This is a genomic window from Rhodospirillum sp. A1_3_36, from assembly GCF_047263945.1.
Lineage (GTDB): Bacteria > Pseudomonadota > Alphaproteobacteria > Rhodospirillales > Rhodospirillaceae > Rhodospirillum.
Genome location: NZ_JBLAVB010000014.1, coordinates 74,324 through 96,406, shown reverse-complemented (window position 1 = coordinate 96,406; position 22,083 = coordinate 74,324). Strand labels below are relative to the sequence as shown.

At 60.1% G+C, this 22,083-nt stretch carries 17 protein-coding genes; 9 read left to right on the top strand and 8 right to left on the bottom strand.

Going from position 1 to position 22,083, the window contains the following annotated elements; translation table 11 throughout:
- Window positions 1-248 (top strand): transposase (locus tag ACLIRY_RS21245; RefSeq protein ID WP_413207428.1); only part of this gene is annotated, 248 nt, incomplete at its 5' end.
- A gap of 160 nt (window positions 249-408) precedes the next feature.
- On the opposite strand, the gene ACLIRY_RS21240 is transcribed toward ACLIRY_RS21245, so the two are convergent.
- Window positions 409-2,481 (bottom strand): bacteriohemerythrin, encoded by a 2,073-nt coding sequence (locus ACLIRY_RS21240; RefSeq protein ID WP_413207427.1) that lies wholly within the window; start codon window positions 2,479-2,481, stop codon window positions 409-411.
- A 254-nt stretch (window positions 2,482-2,735) separates the two neighbouring features.
- On the opposite strand from ACLIRY_RS21240, the gene ACLIRY_RS21235 reads away from it, so the two are divergent.
- Window positions 2,736-2,885 (top strand): hypothetical protein, encoded by a 150-nt coding sequence (locus tag ACLIRY_RS21235; protein WP_413207426.1) that lies wholly within the window; start codon window positions 2,736-2,738, stop codon window positions 2,883-2,885.
- A 17-nt stretch (window positions 2,886-2,902) separates the two neighbouring features.
- A complete protein-coding gene (locus ACLIRY_RS21230; protein WP_413207431.1) occupies window positions 2,903-3,718 on the top strand; it encodes a PAS domain-containing protein in 816 nt (271 codons plus the stop codon).
- Here the strand turns inward: ACLIRY_RS21230 and torA are convergent.
- The 3 genes from torA to ACLIRY_RS21215 are packed head-to-tail and all read right to left on the bottom strand — an operon-like array spanning window position 3,696 to window position 8,467.
- Complete coding sequence (gene torA / locus ACLIRY_RS21225; RefSeq protein WP_413207425.1) at window positions 3,696-6,155, bottom strand: trimethylamine-N-oxide reductase TorA; 2,460 nt, start codon at window positions 6,153-6,155, stop codon at window positions 3,696-3,698. The genes ACLIRY_RS21230 and torA overlap by 23 nt on opposite strands.
- Window positions 6,156-6,209: 54 nt before the next feature.
- Window positions 6,210-6,821 (bottom strand): molecular chaperone, encoded by a 612-nt coding sequence (locus tag ACLIRY_RS21220; RefSeq protein WP_413207424.1) that lies wholly within the window; start codon window positions 6,819-6,821, stop codon window positions 6,210-6,212.
- A complete protein-coding gene (locus ACLIRY_RS21215; RefSeq protein WP_413207423.1) occupies window positions 6,818-8,467 on the bottom strand; it encodes a c-type cytochrome in 1,650 nt (549 codons plus the stop codon). Before ACLIRY_RS21215 ends, ACLIRY_RS21220 begins: the two co-directional genes overlap by 4 nt.
- Window positions 8,468-8,701: 234 nt before the next feature.
- Here ACLIRY_RS21215 and ACLIRY_RS21210 point away from each other — a divergent pair, with 234 nt between their 5' ends.
- On the top strand, window positions 8,702-9,427 hold the full coding sequence (locus tag ACLIRY_RS21210) for a response regulator (RefSeq protein ID WP_413207422.1): 726 nt from the start codon (window positions 8,702-8,704) through the stop codon (window positions 9,425-9,427).
- A gap of 429 nt (window positions 9,428-9,856) precedes the next feature.
- Here ACLIRY_RS21210 and ACLIRY_RS21205 read toward each other — a convergent pair whose 3' ends face one another.
- Window positions 9,857-12,226, bottom strand: a complete 2,370-nt coding sequence (locus ACLIRY_RS21205) for an ATP-binding protein (RefSeq protein ID WP_413207421.1) — start codon at window positions 12,224-12,226, stop codon at window positions 9,857-9,859.
- Between the two features lie 667 nt (window positions 12,227-12,893).
- Between ACLIRY_RS21205 and ACLIRY_RS21200 the strand changes: the two genes are divergently transcribed.
- Window positions 12,894-13,457 (top strand): class I SAM-dependent methyltransferase, encoded by a 564-nt coding sequence (locus ACLIRY_RS21200; RefSeq protein ID WP_413207420.1) that lies wholly within the window; start codon window positions 12,894-12,896, stop codon window positions 13,455-13,457.
- Between the two features lie 5 nt (window positions 13,458-13,462).
- Window positions 13,463-14,353: a methylglyoxal synthase gene (locus ACLIRY_RS21195; protein WP_413207419.1), complete on the top strand. Its 891-nt coding sequence runs from the start codon at window positions 13,463-13,465 to the stop codon at window positions 14,351-14,353.
- A 186-nt stretch (window positions 14,354-14,539) separates the two neighbouring features.
- Here the strand turns inward: ACLIRY_RS21195 and ACLIRY_RS21190 are convergent, their stop codons facing one another.
- Window positions 14,540-14,965 (bottom strand): DUF1489 family protein, encoded by a 426-nt coding sequence (locus tag ACLIRY_RS21190; protein ID WP_413207418.1) that lies wholly within the window; start codon window positions 14,963-14,965, stop codon window positions 14,540-14,542.
- Window positions 14,966-15,052: 87 nt separating this feature from the next.
- Between ACLIRY_RS21190 and ACLIRY_RS21185 the strand changes: the two genes are divergently transcribed.
- The gene (locus ACLIRY_RS21185) at window positions 15,053-15,361 is read left to right on the top strand and encodes a putative quinol monooxygenase (RefSeq protein ID WP_413207417.1); all 309 of its coding nucleotides are present in this window, start codon (window positions 15,053-15,055) and stop codon (window positions 15,359-15,361) included.
- A gap of 68 nt (window positions 15,362-15,429) precedes the next feature.
- On the opposite strand, the gene ACLIRY_RS21180 is transcribed toward ACLIRY_RS21185, so the two are convergent.
- Window positions 15,430-18,378, bottom strand: a complete 2,949-nt coding sequence (locus ACLIRY_RS21180; protein WP_413207416.1) for an FAD-binding and (Fe-S)-binding domain-containing protein — start codon at window positions 18,376-18,378, stop codon at window positions 15,430-15,432.
- A 273-nt stretch (window positions 18,379-18,651) separates the two neighbouring features.
- Here ACLIRY_RS21180 and ACLIRY_RS21175 point away from each other — a divergent pair, with 273 nt between their 5' ends.
- The gene (locus ACLIRY_RS21175) at window positions 18,652-20,133 is read left to right on the top strand and encodes a methyl-accepting chemotaxis protein (protein WP_413207415.1); all 1,482 of its coding nucleotides are present in this window, start codon (window positions 18,652-18,654) and stop codon (window positions 20,131-20,133) included.
- A gap of 143 nt (window positions 20,134-20,276) precedes the next feature.
- Here ACLIRY_RS21175 and ACLIRY_RS21170 read toward each other — a convergent pair whose 3' ends face one another.
- Window positions 20,277-20,996: a hypothetical protein gene (locus ACLIRY_RS21170; RefSeq protein ID WP_413207414.1), complete on the bottom strand. Its 720-nt coding sequence runs from the start codon at window positions 20,994-20,996 to the stop codon at window positions 20,277-20,279.
- A gap of 324 nt (window positions 20,997-21,320) precedes the next feature.
- Between ACLIRY_RS21170 and ACLIRY_RS21165 the strand changes: the two genes are divergently transcribed.
- Window positions 21,321-21,962, top strand: a complete 642-nt coding sequence (locus ACLIRY_RS21165; protein WP_413207413.1) for a GntR family transcriptional regulator — start codon at window positions 21,321-21,323, stop codon at window positions 21,960-21,962.
- The last annotated feature ends 121 nt before the right edge of the window (window positions 21,963-22,083 follow it).

Sequence of the window (22,083 nt, the reverse complement as noted above, 5' to 3'; positions counted from 1 at the left end):
TCATCCCCTTCTTCGCCTTTCCCCTGTCCGTCCGAAAAATCATCTACACGACCAATGCCATCGAAAGCCTGAACCGGGTGATCCGCAAATCCTTGAAAACAAGGGGCTCTTTCCCAACGGAGGACGCAGCGTTGAAGCTGCTGTATCTGGCTATCCGCAATTTCGAAAAGAAAGGCAGGGCCGTCCGGGAATGGGTGGCGGCCCGCAATCAATTCGCTATCATGTTCGGTGAGCGCTTCACCGCGTGAGATGGGCATGGGATCAAATCCCATACACAATGAACCGGACACTCTCCCCTCCGTAGGTTGGATACCCAAAAAAACACCCACTCCATTTGGAGCGGGTGTTTTTTTGGGTGAAACATGACGAGACCCCGATCAACACCGGGAGCCACAGACAGCTCGTAAATCAGGCGGCCTGTTTCCGGTTGGCCTTGGCAAAAGCCGCAACCTTAGCATCTTGGTTGCGGATATGGCCTTCCCACCAACTTCCCAACAGGCCCATCATATCCATGAGTGCGGCATCGGTGGCACCGTCGGCTTTCTGGTCCAGGCTACGCAACCGATTGATAAAATTGGCATGCTGCTTGGCGTGTTTTTCAAGATCAGGATAGCCAATGCGGGTCATAAAAGTCTCTTCCTCGGCGAAGTGAGTTTCCGCGTACCGCTTCAACTGGGCCAGGGACTTCTTCAGCTCCTGTTCCGAAACCCCATCACTCACATTTCGGTACACCGTATTCACCAAGTCCATCAAACGGCGGTGGTCGTCATCAATGGACTTGATCCCGAAGGCAAGACTGTCGTTCCAGCTCACAAGCTCGATCTTGCGGTCCTCGTCGCCGCTCACATTCTTAAGGAAAGCGGCCACTTCCCGCTTCAAGTCCCCCGCCTGTTCCCCCAGGGCCGCGCTGGCTCCTTCCATGTCCTTGGCGCGCCGATTGGACTCTTCCGCTGATTTGCGCACCTTGATGATCGCATTGGTCACCGATTCAGTTCCCCGCGCGGCTTCGTCCACATTGCGGGCGATCTCCTGCGTCGCCGCACCTTGTTCTTCCACGGCCGAGGAAATGCTCGCCGCAATGCCGTGAACTTCGCTGATCACGCGGGTCACGTCACCGATGGCCGACACACTGGTCTGCGTCGCGCTCTGCACGTCGGCGATGCGTTGAATAATGTCCTCCGTCGCTCTCTGGGTCTGGTTGGCAAGGTTTTTGACCTCACCGGCCACCACAGCGAACCCCTTGCCGGCCTCTCCGGCCCGGGCAGCCTCGATCGTGGCGTTCAAAGCAAGCAGATTGGTCTGGTCGGCAATGTCGCTGATCAGGCTAACGATTTCGGAAATCTGCCCGACACGCCGTTGCAGATCGTCAATACCGCCGCTGGCCCGGTCGGCGTCGGTCACGGCGCGCTCGGCCACCTCCGACGATTCCTCGACCCGCCGTCCGATTTCGATGATGGAGGCACTCAATTCCTCAGCCGCAGAAGCCACCGTTTGCACGTTGGCCGAAGCCTGCTCCGCAGCGGCAGACACCTCGCCGGCTTCCTGCATGGTGGAGGTCGCACCATCGGTCATGTCCACGGCCATGGCTTTCATGCTGTGGTCGGCGGAAGCCAGCCCGTCAAGAACACGCACGACGGTCAACTCGAAGGCCTTGACCTTTTCTTCCATTTCCTTCCGCCGCTTTTCCTTAATGGCCTGTTCCCGCTCCTGTTCCTCGGCCAATTGCCGTCCCTTCCGCATGTGCTCGCGGAACACCACAAGGGCATTGGCCATGGATCCAATTTCGTCCTCGCGCCCTTCCCCTTCCACGGAGACATCCAAATCCCCATCGGCGAGCCGCCCCATGGTTTTCGTCATGGCGATCAGCGGACCGGCCAACCCACGAGCCACTGTGGTCGACAAAAGCGCCAGCCCCAGAACAAGAACCACAACCACTCCCCCGAAAATCAGGGCCTGCTCGGTAAAGGCCGCATCCACATCGTCCACATAGATACCGGACGCGAGGACCCACCCCCTCTCGGGCACGGCGTGCACATAGGTGATTTTTGGAAGGGGCTCACCCCCGGCCGTTTTCGGCCAGTCATAGGACACAAATCCCGAACCCTGATTTTTGGCGACTGACAACATCTCCTTGAATAGAAATACACCGTTCACGTCCTCTTCCTGAAGACGAACGGTTCCTTCCAGGCTGGGGGTAACAGGGTGCATTATGATGCGCCCTTCGGTGTCGAGAATGAAAATATAATCCCCATTCCCGTATCGGGCCGCACGCACCATTTCCATCGCCGCCTGCGGACTCTCCGCCGCGTTGACCTGAGCAAAGGCCACGTCGACAACGGCCTTCACCTTCTCTTCGCGGTCCTCCATCATGGTTGACCGCAATTGACCCAAGCCAATGGCAGCCGTCGCAACGATGCCCGCAAGGGACACCACCACGAGAACGGCCAGTTTTCGGGAAACTGGCAAACGGTCAAGAATCATCTATCCAATCCTGGTCCTGGGTTAGCGGAACAGCTATAGCCCATGTTTTTGGTGTTCCCCAGCCTCTGCCATTCCGTATTGCTTTACCATTTTGGGTATAAGGTACCAAATTCGGATCTCATCATAGTAGGTGCGTGAAAGATATGCGAAAAATAATAGGTCATACATGGATCAAACTTAGAAATATACGCTATATTAGACAGATCTAAACGTTAAAAACTGCAACTATTCTCATTTCACCTTCGACATTAAGCGTGACCCAAAACTCTCTTTACTTGCCCACACTGCTTTTGGCGATCGGCATGACCGGTGATGCTGCCCTTGGCGCGCTCTGGGGCGCGCTCTGGGGCGCTCTCTGGCAAAGGCGCCGGATGGGGTCTGGACAGCTTTGGTCGACCACCTAACCGATGGTGTTCTACGGGTGGATGGTACGGGGAGAATTCTGTGGGCGTCGGACCAGGCAGCCCGGCTTTTGGGGTATCCCGAAGTCGTCCCCTCCGGTCTTCCGACCGAGGAGTTGTTCGGCGGCACCCTCACAACCACCCTGAAAGATCCCTCCCGCCATCAAAGAAGCCAGCCTACGTGGGGCACGGCGCGACGCCCGAACGGGGATTGCTTTCCTTCCAGCCTGACCTGGGTGGGGCAGATCGGATTGGACCGATTATGGCTGCTGCGAGACCTGAGTGATCAACAAGCCTTGGAGCGGCTCAGAGCCTTTGAAGAACGGTACAACGCCTCCCAGAAATTCGCCCAAATCGGGGTTTGGGATTGGCTTCTGGGGACCGACGAGCTGTTCTGGTCAGAAGAAATTTACGCCATGTTCGGGATCAATCCGGAGAGGGAGAAACCAAGCTACCGTTTGTTCCGCAAAATGGTTCACCCCGAGGATGCCGAACGAGTGACATCTGCTGAACAGGCCTGCATCCATGACGGAGAGCGCCATGATCCTGGGCTCTGCCCAGACCCGCAAAGGGTCACGGACCCTTTTATCCCATTGGTAAAAAGACGAATGGGGGTCCGGGGCTTCAGGCTCCGCTCTTTTCGGTTTTTCAAGGAGACGGGGTATAAAAGAAAAATAGAGGATTGGGGGCATCAGCCCCCAAATGGGCTTGGGCAATCGCCAGCCAGAATCGCTGCTTTACAGATGATAGGGTACACAGCCCGCGTTGCGGCCAGTCGGGGTCAAGCATCCCCCCGACTGGCCGCGATGCGTTTTAACCGGAGGTCGGAGCCTTGAACACGGTCACTTCGGGGAGAACTCCCTCGTACTTTTCGACTTCGGCGACAGCCGTTTGGCCGCAGTTGCCCTGTGAGAGCTTGGAGGTCGAGATGCCTGTCGTGAGGACGTTCACGTCACCGTAGGCGCAAAGGCTGTTGGGCAAGCGGGGGGTGACAGGGTCGTACCAGCCCCCCTCGTTGATGCGGATGACACCCGGGCGGACGAGTTCCGTGACCACGATGCCCACCAGGATTTGCCCGCGATCATTAAAGGCTCGGGCCACGTCGCCATCCTTCAATCCTCGCGCCAAGGCGTCGGTGGGATGTATCCAACAGGGTTCGCGCCCGTTCACCGCATAGGTCTTGCGCAAGGCGGTTCCGCAAAGCTGGGAGTGCAGGCGCTTAATCGGATGATTGGCGGCAATGGCCAGGGGGTAGCGTGTCGTCGGACCATCAAGGCGTTCGACGGGCTCCATCCAGGTGGGATGGGGGGGGCAGTCTTCGTAGTTGTAGCCTTCGATGTTCTTCGAATAGATCTCGAACTTGCCCGACGGTGTTCCCAGCCCGTTGAGCAGGGGGTCCTCACGGAACGCCGCGTGCCGCACGAAAGACTTTTGAGCCTCCTCCAGGGGAAAAGCGAGGGGCTCGCCATGCTCCCAGAAGACGTCGAAAACAGGCATCTCCATGCCCTTGGCCCGGGATTCAATCTTGGCGGCCTCGTAGAAGCCGCGGATCCAATCCATTTCCGTCTTGCCCTCCGTATAGGCGTAGCCAAAGCCCAGGCGTTCGGCGATCGCGGCGTAGATGTCGAAGTCGTTTCGGGCCTCGAATACCGGATCGACGATCTTTTTCATGGGGACGATATGGCTCAGCGCGTAGTCCCCGCATTGGTCGATGTCATTCCGTTCGTAGCTCGACGTTGCGGGCAGGACGATGTCGGCATGACGGGCGGTGGCCGTCCATTGGAAATCGTGGACAATGAAGGTTTCCAGCTTTTGCCAGGCCCGCACCATCTCGTTCCGGTCCTGTTGGTGAGAGAAGGGGTTGCCTCCTGCCCAGTAGGCCAGCTTGATATTGGGCAGCTCCAGCTTTGTCCCCTTGAAGTCCATGGTCTTTCCGGGGTTCAGCAGAGTCTCGACCAACCGAGAGACCGGGATCGAGACGAGTCCCCCTCCGGCCAACCAGGCCGCGCCTCCGCCGGAGGACTGGCCCGGCGTGTCCGTGATCGCCGTCAGGATGGGCGACTTGTGGGTGGGGGAACCGCCGCTGGCGTAGTGGTAACTCAGGCCATATCCACCGCCGGGCAGACCGATCTGACCGAGCATGCAGGCCAGGGTCACCAGCATCCACTGGGACTGTTCGCCATGGTGCTGCCGCTGAGTCGAATAGCCGAGCGCCAGCATGGTTCGGCTAGAGGCGAACCGGCGGGCGAGGTCTTTCAAGGTTTCGGCTGGAATCTGGCAGATATCGGATGCCCATTCCGCGCTCTTGGGTTGACCGTCGCTCTCACCGGTCAGATAGGGCAGGAACTTGTCGAAGCCGCTTGTGTACTTATCCATGAACGCCTGGTCATGGAGCCCTTCCGTGTACAGGGTGTGGGCGATGCCCAGCATCATTGCCACATCGGTTTGGGGGCGGGGCGCCAGCCATTCGGCGTCCAAGTACTTGGCGGTTTCCGTGTAGACCGGGTCGATGCAAATGGCCTTCGTGCCGGCCTTTTTCAGACCGTCGACCCCCCGGAACGCGCCATGGTCGGCGATCTGCCAGCAGATCTCCGAGTTGCGCAAGGGGTTGGCGCCCCAGAACACCATCAGGTCGGTGTGTTCGGCGAGCACCGGCCAAGCGGTGCACTGCTCGTAGACCTCGATGGATCCGCTGACGTAGGGAAGAATCACCTGGGCGGCGCCCGTGGAGTAGTCTCCCGCCGAATTGGTGAAGCCTCCGTTCATCTTCAGCAAACGGCGCAGAAGGGTCTGGCAGTTGTGAAGCTTCCCGGGGCTTTTCCAGCCGTAGGAGCCACCGTAAACACTGGCGGGGCCGTATGTGTCGCGGACCCGGGTGAGCTCGCCGGCGACCAGGTCGAGCGCCTTGTCCCAACTCACCCGAACGAAATCGCCGGTGCCCCGACCCGCAGGATCGGCTCCCGGACCCTGTTCGAGCCAGGCCCGGCGGACCATCGGATACTTGATGCGCGAGGGGGAATAGATGGAATCAAGCACACCCTCCAACTGGGGTGAAGGCCAGGGATCCTGGTCCCAGGGCTTGATGCCGATGGCCCGGCCATCCTGGACCTGGGCCCGGAAAACGCCCCAATGACACCCCGAGAGGATTTCCCGGGTGGCTCCCTGGGCGCGTGCGCCCCGGGTCAACAGGGGGCTGGCGAACGCCCCGGCGGCAAGCGCTGCCGTTCCCAGCAAGAAATGACGCCGCGACGGATTGGCAATGGATTTGGACATGAGACGGTTCTCCCGCCCGGGTCTCGCCCCATTCAGGGGGGGCGACCGGGGCTGTTAAATCGATGATAGAAAGGCGACGGCGAGGGATGCGGCGGCGGCGTAGAACCCCCGGGGATCAAGATCCTCCAGAAGAAGCCCCACTTTTGGGAGCCAGGAGAGTAGGCGCAGGCGCAAGGTCGCAATCATGGTTCCGTCGTCCCGACGAATCGCTTCGGCGAGGGCGGCCAATTGGATCGACAGGTGATCGGCGGGCTCGGGGCATCCTTCCACCGTCCCCATGTCCAGTTGGCGCAGAACCGCTTCCATTTCCGTCGTTGGGGCCTGGAAAAGTCGGCCCGAGCCCCTGTAGGCGCTTTCGCAAAGGGAAATCGACCGGGGGCCAAAGACGCCCTCGAACAGGGCCGTGTAGCGTTCGGACAGTGCACGCTCCACATCGATGGAAGATCCCTCGCCGAGGATACGGCTCAGGGTTTTCCCCTCTTCGCGCTGGCTCAGGGCGTGCGCGACGCCGTCGATGAAGGTCAGGCCTTGACCTGAGCAAGCGGCTTCGATGGTCAGGCGGTCCAGAGGGGCGATGAACAACGTGGCAAGCCAATCTCCGAGAAAGGCGTCTGGATGGAAAGACGGGGGCGCTGTCCGTTCAAGTTCTTGATGCTGAGCGGTCATTTCGCTCCCTCCCCATGGGCGCTATCGGTGTCCTTGGCATGGTTCTGCAGGTAGGCGAGAAGCAAGCGGTAGTCGTCGTCGGACAGGGAGGTGAAGCGCTTCATCGCCCCCAGGGTCCCGATCCACTGGTTGGCCAGGAAGTGCTCGCTTTCAGGTAAGGCGTGACAGACCGCGCAGGAGGTGGAGAACAGGTTGGAGCTGTATTGCCATAGATTGGGAAGACTTGAGTTCAAGCCCTCGGTGTCGACCCAGAAGGTCACGCTGGCTTCGGTCCAGTCCTGTCCCGTCGCCGGGTCGGTGATAGATGCCCCTCGGGTGATCGTGGCAATCGCCGCAGGAGAGAGCACAGCCTCGGTGATGCGTTGACCCTGTTGGGCGTACAACACGGAATCCGCTCCGGCGACCTGCCATCCGTCCAGGCGCACCTCGATCTTGTCGCCCTCGTGGCGGAGGATGTTCAGCTTGCTTGCCCCGAGGATCTTGCCGTCCTCGTGATCGGCGGCGCCGACGTTGTTCTTATCCAAGGAAAAGCTCTTGGTGTGAGCCGTGTAGGCGACCTTGGTGGCCACCACCTTGTCGGGCTCGGTCACGGGAATGTTGGCCTTCTTTCGGACCGTGAGTTCCGGTGGCAAGGCGACCACTTCCGTGGTGAAGTTCGGCTCGGGCTGGCCTGGGGCGGGGCGATCGACGGGGGGAATGCTTTTCAGGTAAACCGCCATCGCCAACCGATCATGATCGGAAAGTTGGCTGGTATTTTCGATTACCTCGGCCATATCGCCACCGGCGCGCTTGTTGATGGGGCTGATTCCGGTATGCAAATAGTCCTTCAGGGAATTGACCGCCCAATAGCCGATACCGGTTTCATCGGGCGAGATGTTGGGGAAGTAGCCCGTGCCTTCCGGAGTGACGCCGCCGCCATAGCGCTGGCCTTCCTGAATGGTTCCGATAACGGTGCGGGGGGAATGACACTCGGCGCAGTGACCAGGGCCCTCCACCAGATAGCGGCCCCGTTCCAGCAGGGCCGCGCCCGTACCCTTGGGTGCGGCTTCGGACACGGTCTCCGGCGTTTCACCTAGCGGGCGCCCGTCCAGGAAGGCAAGGCGCCAGACGCCGATCCCCCGACGGATGTTGAAGGGAAACTTCAAGTCATTGGGCGGAGCATCCTTGGCAACGGGTTCCAAGGTCTTGATGTAGGCGAAAAGGTCGCGGAGGTCGTTCGCCGTCATGCGCTGATAGGAGGTATAAGGGAAGGCCGGATACAGGTTTTCTCCGTCGCGGCCCACGCCCTCGCGCACCGCGCGCACGAACTCTTCAACCGTCCAATCGCCGATCCCGTGTTCCTTGTCCGGGGAAATGTTCGGCATTGTGAAGATGCCGAAATCCGTATTCAGCTGTCGCCCCCCGCCCAGCAAAAGCTTATCGTCCTGTCCCGGCGTTGCGTGGCAGGTCGCGCAATCGGACGCGATGAACATCGTCTGGCCGTTTTCAAGATCGGCTGGACCGCTGTCCGCCGTGTCCCGCGAGGGATGCGTCAAGGACCACAGGGTGGGGGAGGTCAGGGCAAAGAAAGCCACGCATCCCAAGATCGCGATGCCCGCGGTTCCCACCAGAAGTCGTTTTTTGGTGCTCGTTGTTAAGGAGTGCATGTCATGGCCCTTCACTCTTCTGAAATATCGAGGGGTGATGGAGCGGACAAGTCGTCGATCCGGGCGTGCGGGTCGGGATGTCAGGGAGGCGGCGGAATGGATCCTTTCCGCGCGACCGAAGAGGCGATATTCTCGCCGCTCCATCTGCGAGGACCATACAGAAGCGGTGTGAAAACAGTTCCGCCGGATGATGAACACTCATTGGTGAAATGTGAATGGACGATGAATGCCACTATGAGAAAGCCGGTCCAGATCGTGCCATCGCGAACCCGGATTGCCATTGTCGATGACGATCCGGTCATTCTGGGGACCCTTACAGACTATTTCGAACATGCGGGGTATCGGGTTGAATCGACCGGTACCGCTGCGGGGTTGCGCGGGATGATGTTTCCCGAACCACCGGATCTGATCCTGCTCGATATTCATTTGCCTGATGGGGACGGGCTGACCCTGATGCGCGAAATCGCCAGCCGCCATGCCACCCCCGTCATTCTGGTGACGAGCATGGGCGAGGAAGCTGACAGGGTAATCGGCTTGGAATTGGGCGCCGATGACTACATCACGAAACCCTTTTCTCCGCGCGAGGTGATGGCGCGGGTCCATTCCGTACTGCGCCGGACCCGCAGCGCGGACGTCGCGCCAGAGCGGACGATAAAGACGTTCGATGGCTGGCGCTTTGACCTCGACGGCCACCGTCTCACTTCGCCCGATGGCGAGGATCTGCGGCTTACACACGCGGAATTCGATCTGCTGGCCGCCTTGGTGCAAAACGCCGGGCGGATCATGCGCCGAAGTGCCTTGCTCGACGCCATGAGTGGTCGCGAACTGGAGCCCAACGAAAGAACCATTGACGTGCTCGTCCGTCGCTTGCGCCAGAAGATCGAGCCTGATCCGGCGACCCCCCGCTACATCGTCACTGAATATGGTCTGGGTTATGTTTTCACCGAGCGGGTAACTTAGAGCAAATCCCGAGCAATCTGGAACAGATTGCGACGGGCGGAACGCACGCCGTAGGCGTGACGATTTGCTTCAATATCAGAGGTTTAGAGGATGTCGCGTGAATCACATTTCACGCGACATGCTCTAGAGTCTCTTCGAGGGCTTGTCCCCGTTCACAGTAAACGACCCTGTCTCGCTTTTTTGGGCGATTGCCCAAGCCCATTTGGGGGAAAATGCCCCCAAACCCCCTTTTTTCTTTTAGAAATTACAATTGGGGGGCTGGGGCCTTTCGGCCAATAAATGCCTGGGGTCTGGGGCCTTTCGGCCCCAGTGGGGGACGGGGCAAAGCCCCGTGACGGGAAAACACCCAAAGTCGTGTCCCGTGGTCCGCGTTATACGGAAGCGGACGTTACCGCCCTTATTTGGTGGCCATACTGGGCCATGGGTCGATTACCCCGCGTTCCTTACGCGGGTCTCCTTCGGCCCCCACTGCTCTTCAAAGGCATGGATCAGGTCCGACAGAATCTGGGGCAAGGCTTCGCGCGTTTCTCGGACCCGCGCGCAAAGGTTCTCATGCTTGCTTGTCCTGATAACATGACCGACCTCCGCAGCGAGCCGTTCGAGCGGAGTACACCCCACATGCGCGGAAGACCCCTTGAGGCGATGGCCGATGGCGCGTGCGCGCTCGAGATCTCCGTCCTCTACGGCGCTCTCCAATTCGTCGAGCAGGGTTTCCGCCTGGGATCGGTATAGATCGAGAACCCGCCAGGCGCTCGCTGGCCCGAGGTCGCGGGCCTGTTCGTCCAAAGGGCTGGTGTCCCTTGACGGTTCGACGACTTCGACGAGGGTTCCCTGGGATGCGCGGGACAAGACCCGGTCCAATTGGGCTTTCCGGAACGGTTTGGCGATGAACGAGGAGATTCCTGCCTCGAAGCCCGCGCTCATGTCTCTTTGCAGGACCTGGGCGGAAAGAGCGACAATGGGGACTGTCCGTTTCACTGGATCGGTGAAGGCCCGGATCCGCCGGGCGATTTCAAAACCGTTCATGCCAGGCAGTTGAATGTCCGTCAGCACGATGTTGAAAGGGTGCTCGATGAACAGTTGCAGGGCTTTTTCGCCGTGCTGGACGATCACCGGCCGGTGTCCATCGCGTTCCAACATGCCTTTTATGACGAGGGCGTTCACTTCGTTGTCCTCGATGACGAGAATATCCATGGGGCATGGACGATCCGGCGGGACCGTTTCGGCCATGACCGAGGAAGGGGTCGCGGCCCCTGCGGGCGCAGCCATGGAGAACGGCATGAAGACGCGGAATTCGCTGCCATTGCCCAGGGTACTGGACACTTCGAGGCATCCGCCCAGCATGTCGATGATCCGGCGGCAGATGGCCAACCCCAAGCCGCTGCCGCCGTGGCGACGGGCCACGGACCCGTCGGATTGGATGAAGGGTTCGAAGATCGCGTCAAGCTTCTCCGGCGCGATTCCGGGGCCGGTGTCGCGGACCAGGAACCAAAGGCCGGTTTCTCCGTCTCGGCGGGTCGTCACCACGACGTTTCCGGCCTCAGTGAATTTGATGGCGTTGCCAACGAGATTGAGAAGGACCTGCTTGAGCTTGCCGGGGTCGCCGAGAACGGGAGGAAGGTCTGTCATCTCCACGCTGAGGGACAGGTCGGGCTTGCGCGCGGCCAGGGGGGTCAGAAGGGCGGAGACCTCGGAAAGCACGTCGTCGACGGCGAACGCGATATGCTCGTAGTCGATGACGCCCGCTTCGATCTTCGAGTAATCCAGGATGTCGTTGACGACCGACAGCAGCAGTTCCCCGGACTGGCCCACCGCATCCAGACGTTCCCGGTCGCTCGCCAGCAGTCCTCCCCGGTCGATCAGCTCGGTCAGGCCGATGATTCCATGAAGGGGGGTTCGGATTTCATGGCTCATGGTGGCGAGGAAGGAGGATTTCGCCCGATCGGCGGCCCGCGCGGCCTCCCGCGCCTCGCGGTATTCGGTGATGTCGGAGAGAATCACCACCGTTCCATCGAAACGCGAGGAATTGTCCAATCCCTTTTGCACCTTCACCTCGAACCACCGCGGGCCAAGAAGGGTAGAGATTTTCTGCTCCCCGGACAGGTCGTGGAGTTCATCCAGGGTGATCGGCCTGCCAAACAAGGTGCCGAGCGAAACGTTCCTGTCGCCGTAGTACATGGCTCCAGGCGTGCTTTTCCCCCCGAACAGGCGCGCGGCGGAAAAGTTCATGTTCTCCACCGCGCCGCTGCTGTCGAGGAGAATAACCGGACTTTTCAGGCTTTCGAAAATTGTCAGGTATTTGGCCTTTTCCTCGGTCAGTGTCCGGTTGTGCTCTTGGAGTTGGCCCAGGAGTCCGTCGCGCGACTGGCTGACCCATTCGTCGCAAACGCCAACTTCCACATGGTCGAAGAAGTTGTCGATAACCCGCTGAAAACGACGTCCCGTCGTGGTATCCAAATCCTGTTCCCAAACAAGATCGATATAGGACTGGCGATAGCATTTCAGAACGCCGAGAAACATGCCCAAATTGATGCCCCGGGCTCGGTGGCGTCGGGCTGCCTCGATCCCGTATTGCGCGACCGAGGCCGTCTTGGAATCGTGGTTCGCCGTGATCGCCGCAAGCGGGTCGGGGCGATCAAGCATCAGCATGAGAGAATTCGTCAATCCGTGCAGGGATGTCACCCATGCTTCCTGAAACGGGGCGGAATAGGGGATGTAGAGATTTGCCCTGGCCCGTTCGATAAGGATTTCGAGGAGGCGGGTTTCCCTGGTTCTGATGATCTCAATGAGCCGTTTCATGTTTACCTATCAAGTCACTCGAACCGAGGGATGGCTCTTATCTTCTCTTCAAGGGTTGAGGATGGCACGGGCCTTTGTCAACTCTCGGTCCACCACTTCCTTACGTCATAGCTGAATCGCCCCGGGATTGTCGGAGGCAGTGACGTGTGATTGTTACGCGGTCCGTGAGGTCTCCCTCAAGGCTTGCCGTTCCTGCTCTTCGGCTTCATGGCGCAGTTTGTGGACAAAGTGGAGGGTTTCGCGTTATGTGCGTTGGAGCTTTCCAACCGTCGTTCGGTTTCCACTTTACGGGCCATCCTTTCAGAATATCCAGAGATTGATCAATCAGAAGAGCCAATGTCGCAGGGAAGAGGGCCTTGGCGAGTTGGTGATGGCGCCGATTACGGCGAAACCGGCAGAGGTGCGCAGAGGGAACGGAATCTTGCCTATCTTGTGACGTGTCCGTGGGCTTTCCCGTTGAAATCACGTATAAGTCCGTGGTTGCCATGGGGTGTTGACCGGTCCCGGTTTCGCCTCGTTTCCCTTGCAACAGGGTCCAGAGATGACGATGGTCCGCAGGTCTTATGATCAAATCCAGTTTTTGCGTGCATGGCTTGCCAATCCTTTGAGGGTGGCAGCGGTCGCGCCTTCGGGCGCCTCATTGGCAGGGTTGATCACGAAAGAGGTTATGCCGTCAGACGGCCCCGTTCTCGAACTGGGGCCGGGGACGGGGGTGTTTACCCGCGCTTTGCTGGGAAGGGGTGTTGCGGAGGCCGACCTGACCTTGGTCGAAACGGGTCCCGATTTCGCGAGACTTCTTCAGCGTCGATTTCCGCAGGCGAGGGTTTTCTGTATGGATGCGGCCCGTCTTGGCAGAGGGCAGCTCTTCGCCGAGCCCGTTGTCGGTGCGGCGGTGAGCGGGCTTCCCTTATTGTCGATGTCGACCCGAAAGACCATGGGGATCCTCTCAGGGACTTTTTCCTATTTGCAACCGGGTGGAGCCCTCTATCAGTTCACCTACGGATGGCAGTGCCCGGTTTCCCGTCGGATCCTGGATCGGTTGGGCCTCAAGGCCGAACGCGTTGGGCGGACGTTCAACAACCTCCCGCCCGCAGCCGTCTATCGGATTACACGGTTTCGGCCGCCAGAGGGGCATGAAGCGGACGCCGGGGAGCTATCCAGGGTGTCGTCCCTATCCCTCCCGCTGCAGGAAGGATCCGGGATCTCTGGGAATGGAACGGGAAGGATCTAAAGGCCATGAGCTCCCCTAAAATCGGTCTCGTTGCCACCGCCAATCAATGGGGCGAGGGCGCGCTTCGTGATCTGCTTGCCGCCTTTCGCAAGGCTCGCGCGCTGGGTTGGCAAGGGACCCTGCATCCCGTGGGCGAGACAGCGGATTTTCTTGCAAAGCTGGGCGATCCTCTGCCGTCGACCCTGCTCCATCCCTTTCCTGCGGCGCGGGACGGTGGTTTGGTGCGCATGGTTGCCGGGTTGGTGACTGAGGACCCCGATCGGCGCATCGATCAAGTCGTCTCCCTGTTGGAGCCTGACGATCCCTTGGGCGTCTTCCCGGAGGTGGAAGCCCTGAAGCGCCAATGCGTCGTCCAGCGTCGCCCCTACCTGCCGAACGTCGAGACGGCAGCCCATTGGTGGCGGCTGGAGTCCGGTGCCGGAGAGCCTGCGGGTTGGGCCGGGGCGCGCACCATTGCGCTGGTCGCCCACGATTCCTTCAAGGGCGCCATGTTGGATTTCGCTGCCCGGCATATGGATCTGCTTGCCCGGTTCAAGGGGCGGGTGGCGACGGGGACGACAGGGACTCTGCTCAATGGACAAGTGCCCGATCGGTTGTCCTCTGCCGAGATGGCGGTTCTTGGTCCCTTGAGCGCCCCCTTCCGGGATCGCGCTGGGTGGGTGTCTCCCCTGCTCAGCGGTCCCAAGGGGGGCGACGTGGAGATTGCCGACCGTATCCTCGATGGAGCCTGTGATGTGGTGGTCTTTTTTGAGGATCCCTTCATTTCCCGGGAACATGAAGCCGACATTCAACTCCTGGAGCGGGTGGTGCGGCTGCCCGGTGTCCAATGCCTCTGTTTCCACGACCCCTCGACATCGGACCTTTGGGCTGGGTGGATGGGCGCCGTCACCACATGAGAGTGAAACTGGATCAGCTTGAGTCAAGCTGATCCAGTTTCACTCTCATTCTATAAGTTTTAGAGCAAATCCCGAGCAATCTGGAACAGATTGCGACGGGCGGAACGCAGGCCGTAGGCGTGACGATTTGCTTCAATGTCAGAGGTTTAGAGCATGTTGCGTGAATCACATTTCACGCAACATGCTCTAAAGGAAACCCAGATCCTTGAGATCCCGGGCCATCTCTTCGGGCATGGCTGGGTCGATGGTGCCGACGGGACCCCGGTCCGGTGGGGCCTTGGCCTCAGGAAGATACCGCCACCCCTGAAAGGCCCTATGAGGCCAGTTCTCCACTTCGATCAATTCGGGATCCAGGACGATGGCGCAATAGGCTTTGCCGTCGGTGTCTTCCTCAGCCCGCAGGTCGAGGATCCTTTGGCGGGCCCTGATGGCTTTGCGGAAGACCCAATAGATCGAGCCGCCCTCCAGGATCTCGGCGGCACGCTTGGGCGTCATGCGGGTGGGATGGACCAATTCGCCGGTCATTTCCAGGCGATCAGCCTGCCATTGGGCAAGGCCGACGACCGTCTCGCTGCCCACGGACATCTTGATCAAATGCGTCCGACCCGACACCTTTTTACTCCTTCGTTACAGATTTTTGCACTTATAGTCTTTCGCCCCCTTATATTGGAGGGCCGAAATCATGGAGAACGCGCCCCAATGTTCGTCGTGACTGTTACCTACCGCATCCACTCCGACAGCGTCGAGGAGTTCCGGCAGGCCGTAGAGGCCCATGCCGCAGGATGCCGCGCCGAAGAGGAGGCTTGCGTCCTCTTCGACGTCTGCACCGACACCGCACACCCCACCTGTTTCTTCCTCTACGAGGTTTACCGCAACGAGGAGGGTTTCCGAGCCCATAGGGAGACGGATCGGTACAAGGAATTTACCAAGAAGGTGGGAACCTGGATTGACGATAAGGTCGTCGATCAATGGCGACGCCTGACCCACGAAGGCCCGGATTTCGGGTGAGGGAAGGGGGGAGTGGACGTTTGGGACGCTCCCCCTTTTCGATAGGGGTTTTCGTGGCTTCTTGTGCCTCAGGATCCCACCAGATCGGCGAGGATGGCCAAGGGATGGGGCAGGGTTTTGCCTTCCAGTCGCTTGGCTTGGGACCGGCAGGAATACCCCGTTGCCGTCACCGGCCCCGTTGCCCCGTTGACCGGGACCTTCCAACTCATGTCCCACAGTGCCGCGCTGGTCTTCCGGTTGCGGGCTTCATGGCCGTAGATGCCCGCCATGCCGCAGCATCCCGCTTCCGGGATTTCGGCTTTCAGGCCTAACGCGGCGAAGATGGCCGTCCATAGTTTGCCAGAGGCGGGGAGGGCCGTACGCTCCGTGCAGTGCAGCATGATCCGGATTGGAGCTGTTCCGGCGGGAGCTTTGGGCCAAACTGTGCCCGCCTCCGCTTCTTTGGCGAGGAATTCCTGGACCAACAGGACCGGTTCGGCTGGCGCTAATCCGGCCTTGGCATATTCCTGGCGGAACAGCAGGACGGCGCTGGGGTCGACGCCCACCCGGGGGATGCCCTTGGGCAGGGCGTCCAGCTTGGCCTTTGCGGCCTTGGCAACCTTCAGGAACTCGGTGCGATAGCCTTTCACATGCAGGGCTTTGCCTGTGGGGAACAGGGCGACCACTCGGGGGGTGTACCCCAGGGCCGAGAGGCCCGCCACAACGGCTTCCACGGCTCCGGCGTCAAAGGGGGAGGTGAAGGAATCCTGGATCACCAGGATCGGTCGCTTCCCCGAGAGCGTGATCGCCTCTGCCGCTTCGGGCGCAAAGCCACGCTTGCCCAGGCGGTCTGGGAGTGGCGGGGTGGAGAAGCGGGGCAGGTCCACCAGAGCGGCGGCCTTGGCCACCAGGGGGGCGCCCAGGCGGGAGAGCGCGTTGACGGTCCGGGGGTGGGGGGCGGCCAGGGCGCTCAGTCCCTCCAGAGAGGCGGTCAGCCGGTCCCCGAGCCCCCGGGTGCGGGTTGCGTAGTAGCGCTCCAGGAACAGGGATTTCAGTTCCGGCACGTCCACGTGGATGGGGCAGCTCGACAGGCAGGCCTTGCAGCCCAGGCAGCCATCCAGGGCGGAGAAGACATCCTCGGCAACGGTTTCGGTCTCCGGGTCCTTGGCCTCCACCAAACCGTGCCAGGCGCGCAACAGGTCGGCCCGGCCCTTCGGGGAATGACGTTTCTCGCCGGTGACCTTGTAGCTGGGGCACATGGGGATGGCCGCAGCATAGGCTTGACATTGGGCGTTGCCGTTACAGCGGAAGGCGTCGGCATAGGGGTCGGTGTCGTCGGCCGGGTTGGGGAGACGAAAAGGGGTTTGGTCGATTTTGTAGAGCTGCTCCGGATCGGCGTCGGGGTTCACCAGCTTGCCGGGGTTCAGGCGATTGCCGGGGTCGAAGGCCTTCTTGATCCGGGCAAAGGCGGCATAGACCTCCGGCCCCACCATTTCCGGCAGATATTGGCCGCGGACCCCTTTGCCATGTTCGCCCCAAAAGATCCCGCCATGCTTGCGCACCACGGCTACGACGGCGTCGGACAGGGCTTTCATGCGGCTCTGGTCCTCAGCCGTGCTCATGTCCAGCGCCGGGCGGACATGGATGCAGCCCACGTCCACATGGCCAAACATGCCATAGCGGAGGCCTTCCCCATCCAACAGGGCGCGGAAGTCGGCGACGAAGGCGCGCAGGTTTTCCGGCGGGACCACACAATCCTCGACGAAGGCCACGGGACGTCGCCGCCCCTCGGATCCGCCCAGCAGGCCGACGGAGGATTTGCGAATGGACCAGATTTTGGCGATATCCGCCGGTGACTGGGCCACATGCCAGCCAACGACCGAGGGTTCGCTCTCCAGGGCGGTGATCAGAGTGGCCACCCGGGCATCCAGTGCTGTCGGGTCCTCGCCGCCGAATTCGACGTAATTGGACACGGGGACCCGTCCGGTGGCGTCAGGGGTGCGCAGCCTCTCGGGCAGCAGGTCCAGGTATCCGGCCTTGTGGGCCAGGGTATGGACCGTGTCGTCCAGGGACTCGATGGCGTCCGGGTTGTGGGCCAGCAAGGCCCGAGCCGAGGCCAGGGCGGCGTCGAAATTCTTGTAGGCCACCACCACCAGGCGCTTATGGGCCCGGAGGGGGGTTAGCTTCAGCCGGGCCGCCGTGACCAGGGCCAGGGTTCCCTCCGCCCCCACCACCAAGCGCACGGGATCGAAGACATCGGGGGCAGGTCGGGCGTTGATCAGGTCATAGCCGACGAAATGGCGGGTGATTTTTGGGACGCGTTCGACCAGAGCGGGGCCACCCGAGTCGCAGGCGTCCAAGGCGGCACGCAGGGTTTGGGAGGCGCTATCATTGGCGCCGTGCAGGGCGTCGAGTTCAGCGCCCTTCAGGGGCTTCAAATGGGCTTCATCGCCATTGGCCAGCAGGACGTCCAGCTCCAGCACGTTGTCCCCGGTTTTTCCATAGACCCGGGAACCTTGGCCGCAGGCGTCGGTTGATACCATGCCGCCGATGGTGCAGCGGCTGGCTGTTGATGTGTCCGGGGCAAAGAAGACGTCCCGACCCAAGGCCTTGAGCTCGGCGTTGACCTGATCCAGGATGACACCGGGCTCGACCTCAACCCATTGGCCCTCGGGGTCCACTGAGAGGATGCGATTCATATATCGTCGAAAGTCGACAATAACCCCCCCGTTCAGTCCTTGACCATTGGTCCCGGTAGAGCCTCCCCGTCCGGTCAGTGGGATATGACGAAAGGCAGGGGTGTTCAAAACGGCCAGAAAGCACTTCAGATCCGTCTTGTCTCGGGGGCAGGCCACGGCGTCAGGTACAATTTGATAAATACTGTTGTCCGTGGAAGCCGCCACCCTGGACCCCCAGTCGATCAGCAGGTCACCCCGAAATCCCTTTTCTGTCAGGGCGGCGCGCAATTGCGCGCCAATGTCTTGCCAGGACGGCATTTTTTGGGGGGGCGGAAAGGGAGTGGGGTTGGCCTGAGACATGGTAGTGATCCGATTCGCTTTCGGGACGTAAAGACAACGGGGAGTGTCAACCCCAGGCCTGCGAAGTCAAGTCCTATGCCGCAGTAAAAAGCCATTCGTTATCCGGCCCGATCTTATCGTAAAGAGAGAGTTTTTCATCAAAATTTACCTATGGCAGTGTTTCTCGGTATAGCCGAAATGGCTATTGTGTTTGGCATCAATTAGTCTAGCCTAGCGAAGTGCGATGTGGGATGTGCTTCTAGGGCGGACACAAGATCCGTGGAGAAGAAAGCTATGAGTTGGATTGCTTCAAGCAGTGGCCATGAAAATGGCGAAATCGTATCCGCGATTCGCCGGAGCCAGGGTGTCATCGAGTTTGATTTATCCGGAAAGATATTGGCTGCGAACGAGAAATTCCTCGATATCCTTGGATATCGGCTGGAGGAGGTTGTGGGCAAACATCATTCCATGTTCATTTCCCCCGAAGAGGTGAACAGCCCTGCCTATAAGAATTTATGGGCGTCATTGAACCGTGGCGAGTCGCTGGTTGCCGAATTCAAGCGACTGGGGAAGGGGGGGCGGGAAGTCTGGATCGAGGCATCCTATAATCCTATTCGCGATCGGTCAGGGCGGGTTGCCAAGGTGATAAAATTCGCCATAGACGTGACCGAGCGCCGCCATGTCGAAGCGGACATGAAGGGGCAGGTGGATGCCATTCGCAAGTCCCAGGCGATGATTTCCTTTGACTTGGACGGGACGATCCGCAACGCAAACCAAGCCTTTCTCGATGCCATGGGCTACCGACTGGATGACATCCTTGGACGGAAGCACTCCATTTTTATGGCACCAGAAGAAGCGCGAAGCCCGGAGTATAAAGCGTTCTGGGATAAGTTGCGTGCGGGCGAGTTCCAGAAGGGTCGCTTCAAGCGGAAGGCCAAGGATGGCCACGATGTCTGGATTGAAGGATCCTACAATCCGATCATGGATGCGAATGGCCGCCCCTTCAAGGTGGTGAAATATGCCCAAGACGTCACATCTCAGATGGAGCTGTTGGAAGAGCTTGGGGTGTTGATCGAGAAGAATTTCGGCGAAATCGGCACGGCGGTCAGTCAGACTCAAAGCCGGACCGATCAGGCTGCCTCTGCGGTTACGCATACGGCGGCCACGGTCCAGATGGTGGCCTCTGCGGCTGAGGAGTTGGCGGCCTCGATTCGCGAGATCTCTGAAAGCATGGCGCGCTCCCGGCAGACTGCGGATAATGCCTTCGATCAGACTGAACGGGCGGGGGAAGCCACCCGCCGTCTGGTTGCGGCATCGGATGCGATGAATGGGATTGTCGGGTTGATCCAGGATATCGCCGGACAGATCAATCTGCTGGCTTTGAATGCCACGATCGAGGCGGCTCGGGCCGGGGATGCAGGCAAGGGCTTTGCTGTCGTCGCCAATGAGGTGAAGAATCTGGCCAATCAAGCCGCCAAGGCGACCGATCAGATCACCAAGGAAATCCAGGGTATTCAGCAGGTTTCCGACGAGGTCGACCAGTCCCTTGGGCAGATCCGGTCGTCCATTGATGCCGTGCGGGAATATGTGGGGGCCACGGCTGCGGCGGTGGATGAACAAAGCGCTGTCACCCAGTCCATGTCGGAAAACATGCAAGAGGGTGCAACCTCGGTGGAAAGCATCAACACCAATATCGAAGGAATCGTTGGGGCTATGGAGCAGGTCGTCAATGCGGTCGAGAAAACACGGCAAGCCGCTGAAGTGTTGTCCCGTTAGGGGCACGGAGGACAGTGTCCCGTTAGGGGCACGGAGGACAGTGTCCCGTCGTTGGGGACGGGGAGTGGATTGTGGAGACACTGCGAGAAAAGCGCCCGGTCGAACAGACCCGGCGCCTTTGCTCTTTGTGTGTTGGTTGAGTCCTAATTCCAGGCGGGAAGGGCGAGAAGCTCGTCCTTGGTCATGGTGGTTTGGAAAACATTCTTGTTTGGCTCATAGGTGATGTCGGTCAGGGGCAAAACCACGTCCTGGGTGCCCAGGTTCAGGTTCATGAAGCCTTCCGGATCGGCAATGACGGCCACAATCTGTCCCTTGGTGTTGGCGAGCATGCCATTGACCTCGGCCAATCCTTCCTCACCGTGGTTGATTTTCATGTCGACGAGGTCCTGAGGCTTGCCGATTGGACCGCTCCAACCGGGAGCGTAAGAGGTGACCTCGCCTTCGGTCACTTCATGCAGAGGGCCGGAGAGGGGCAGGGGGGAGACTTCCTTTTCGCTCGGCTTTTCGGCTGATTCCATCAGGTCTTCGGCCTTTGTCTTCGCTGCTTCAGCGGCTTCGGAGAGTTTCTCCTTGGCGGATTGGGCGGCGTCGCTGATGGTGGCGCCCGCAGATTTGGCTGTGTCAGCAATTGTGTCACCTGCGGTTTTGGCCGTATCTGCGATCTTTTTACCGACACTTTCCGCGTCGGTCTTTATCTGATCTGCGGCGGCTTCCAAGGTTTTGGGTGTCGGCGTTTGGGCATCTGCGGCGAAAGCGTGGGAGAGGGGCATGGTGGTGATGGCCAAGAAGGAGACCAGGGCCGTGGCGCCGACGAGCTTGCCGAGGGGGTGGATTGGGAGGTGGGGGCGGAAGGAAAAAGGCATGGGTCATTCTCCAAAGCTTATTGCTTTTGATTTCGGCGACATCCGGAGGTCTCCGGTTCCGCATCTCGTGGAGGGCCAACGGAGCTGAGTGGCAGAGGTTGCAGTGATTTTTTCGTTTGAATGGTGCGGAAAGAGGGTTGGGTTTTGGGCATCAAAACCGGGCTTTGGAGCAGGCCGACCCAAGTTGGGGGGCTCGGGCCGGGGGAGGATGATCCAATGGATGCTTTACCTGCGCTCAAGGATCCACTATTCCCCAGTGTATAGGTTGTTCCCTCGTACCAGGGTCCGATGCGCGCTATGACGAGCCCTTTGAATCGACAGACAATGTCCAGTGGCCTGACCTCCATTCTGCGGGAGGCCATTCTGAATGGGCAGATCGCGGAGGGCACGCAACTGCGTCAGGATGCCCTGGCCAAGCAATACGACGTCAGCCGCATCCCCGTGCGCGAGGCCTTGCGCCAGTTGGAGGCCGAAGGGTTGATCATCGGCCAAGCCCACCGAAGTTCCGTGGTGGCGGCCCTCTCCCTGTCGGAGATCACTGAGATCTTCGAAATCCGATCCATCCTGGAACCCCATCTTTTGACTCTGTCTCTGCCGCAGATGTCTCCGGCAGACTTGGATGAGGCCGAAAGGATCCTGGATGGCTACGATGCGGCGCTGGAGGCGGGGGATGTCAAACGCTGGGGGGAGTTGAACTGGGATTTCCACCAACATTTCCTGATCCCCGCGAACCGGTCCCAGACCTTGGCCATTGTTGAAAGCCTCCGCCGCCGGGTCGACCGCTACACACGCATGCAGATCAGTCTGACCGATGGCGCCCAGAAATCCCGGGTGGAGCATCGGGATATCCTGAAGCTGGCCCGGGACGGTGATGCACAGGCCTGCGCTGCCGCAGTGGCCGAACATATCCAGACAGCCGCGGCGGAACTGGTGGCGGTCCTGCGGGAAAACTACGGCAAGGACTAGACTGCCTTCGTCAGAGGGCATCCCATTGGAATAGATGGACTCCATTGGATCCAGTATCCATTATGGGGGGCTTGAGGGATCTCCCCCCAAGCGCCCGACGGGGCGCCGGGCGAAGCCCGCC

Coding starts and splice junctions, on each gene's coding strand:
- ACLIRY_RS21205 (WP_413207421.1), bottom strand. CDS start 12,226: ATGAAACGGCTCATTGAGATCATCAGAACCAGGGAAACCCGCCTCCTC.
- torA (WP_413207425.1), bottom strand. CDS start 6,155: ATGTCCAAATCCATTGCCAATCCGTCGCGGCGTCATTTCTTGCTGGGA.
- ACLIRY_RS21220 (WP_413207424.1), bottom strand. CDS start 6,821: ATGACCGCTCAGCATCAAGAACTTGAACGGACAGCGCCCCCGTCTTTC.
- ACLIRY_RS21180 (WP_413207416.1), bottom strand. CDS start 18,378: ATGTCTCAGGCCAACCCCACTCCCTTTCCGCCCCCCCAAAAAATGCCG.
- ACLIRY_RS21210 (WP_413207422.1), top strand. CDS start 8,702: ATGAGAAAGCCGGTCCAGATCGTGCCATCGCGAACCCGGATTGCCATT.
- ACLIRY_RS21200 (WP_413207420.1), top strand. CDS start 12,894: ATGCCGTCAGACGGCCCCGTTCTCGAACTGGGGCCGGGGACGGGGGTG.
- ACLIRY_RS21185 (WP_413207417.1), top strand. CDS start 15,053: ATGTTCGTCGTGACTGTTACCTACCGCATCCACTCCGACAGCGTCGAG.
- ACLIRY_RS21165 (WP_413207413.1), top strand. CDS start 21,321: ATGTCCAGTGGCCTGACCTCCATTCTGCGGGAGGCCATTCTGAATGGG.
- ACLIRY_RS21170 (WP_413207414.1), bottom strand. CDS start 20,996: ATGCCTTTTTCCTTCCGCCCCCACCTCCCAATCCACCCCCTCGGCAAG.
- ACLIRY_RS21195 (WP_413207419.1), top strand. CDS start 13,463: ATGAGCTCCCCTAAAATCGGTCTCGTTGCCACCGCCAATCAATGGGGC.
- ACLIRY_RS21175 (WP_413207415.1), top strand. CDS start 18,652: ATGAGTTGGATTGCTTCAAGCAGTGGCCATGAAAATGGCGAAATCGTA.
- ACLIRY_RS21240 (WP_413207427.1), bottom strand. CDS start 2,481: ATGATTCTTGACCGTTTGCCAGTTTCCCGAAAACTGGCCGTTCTCGTG.
- ACLIRY_RS21215 (WP_413207423.1), bottom strand. CDS start 8,467: ATGCACTCCTTAACAACGAGCACCAAAAAACGACTTCTGGTGGGAACC.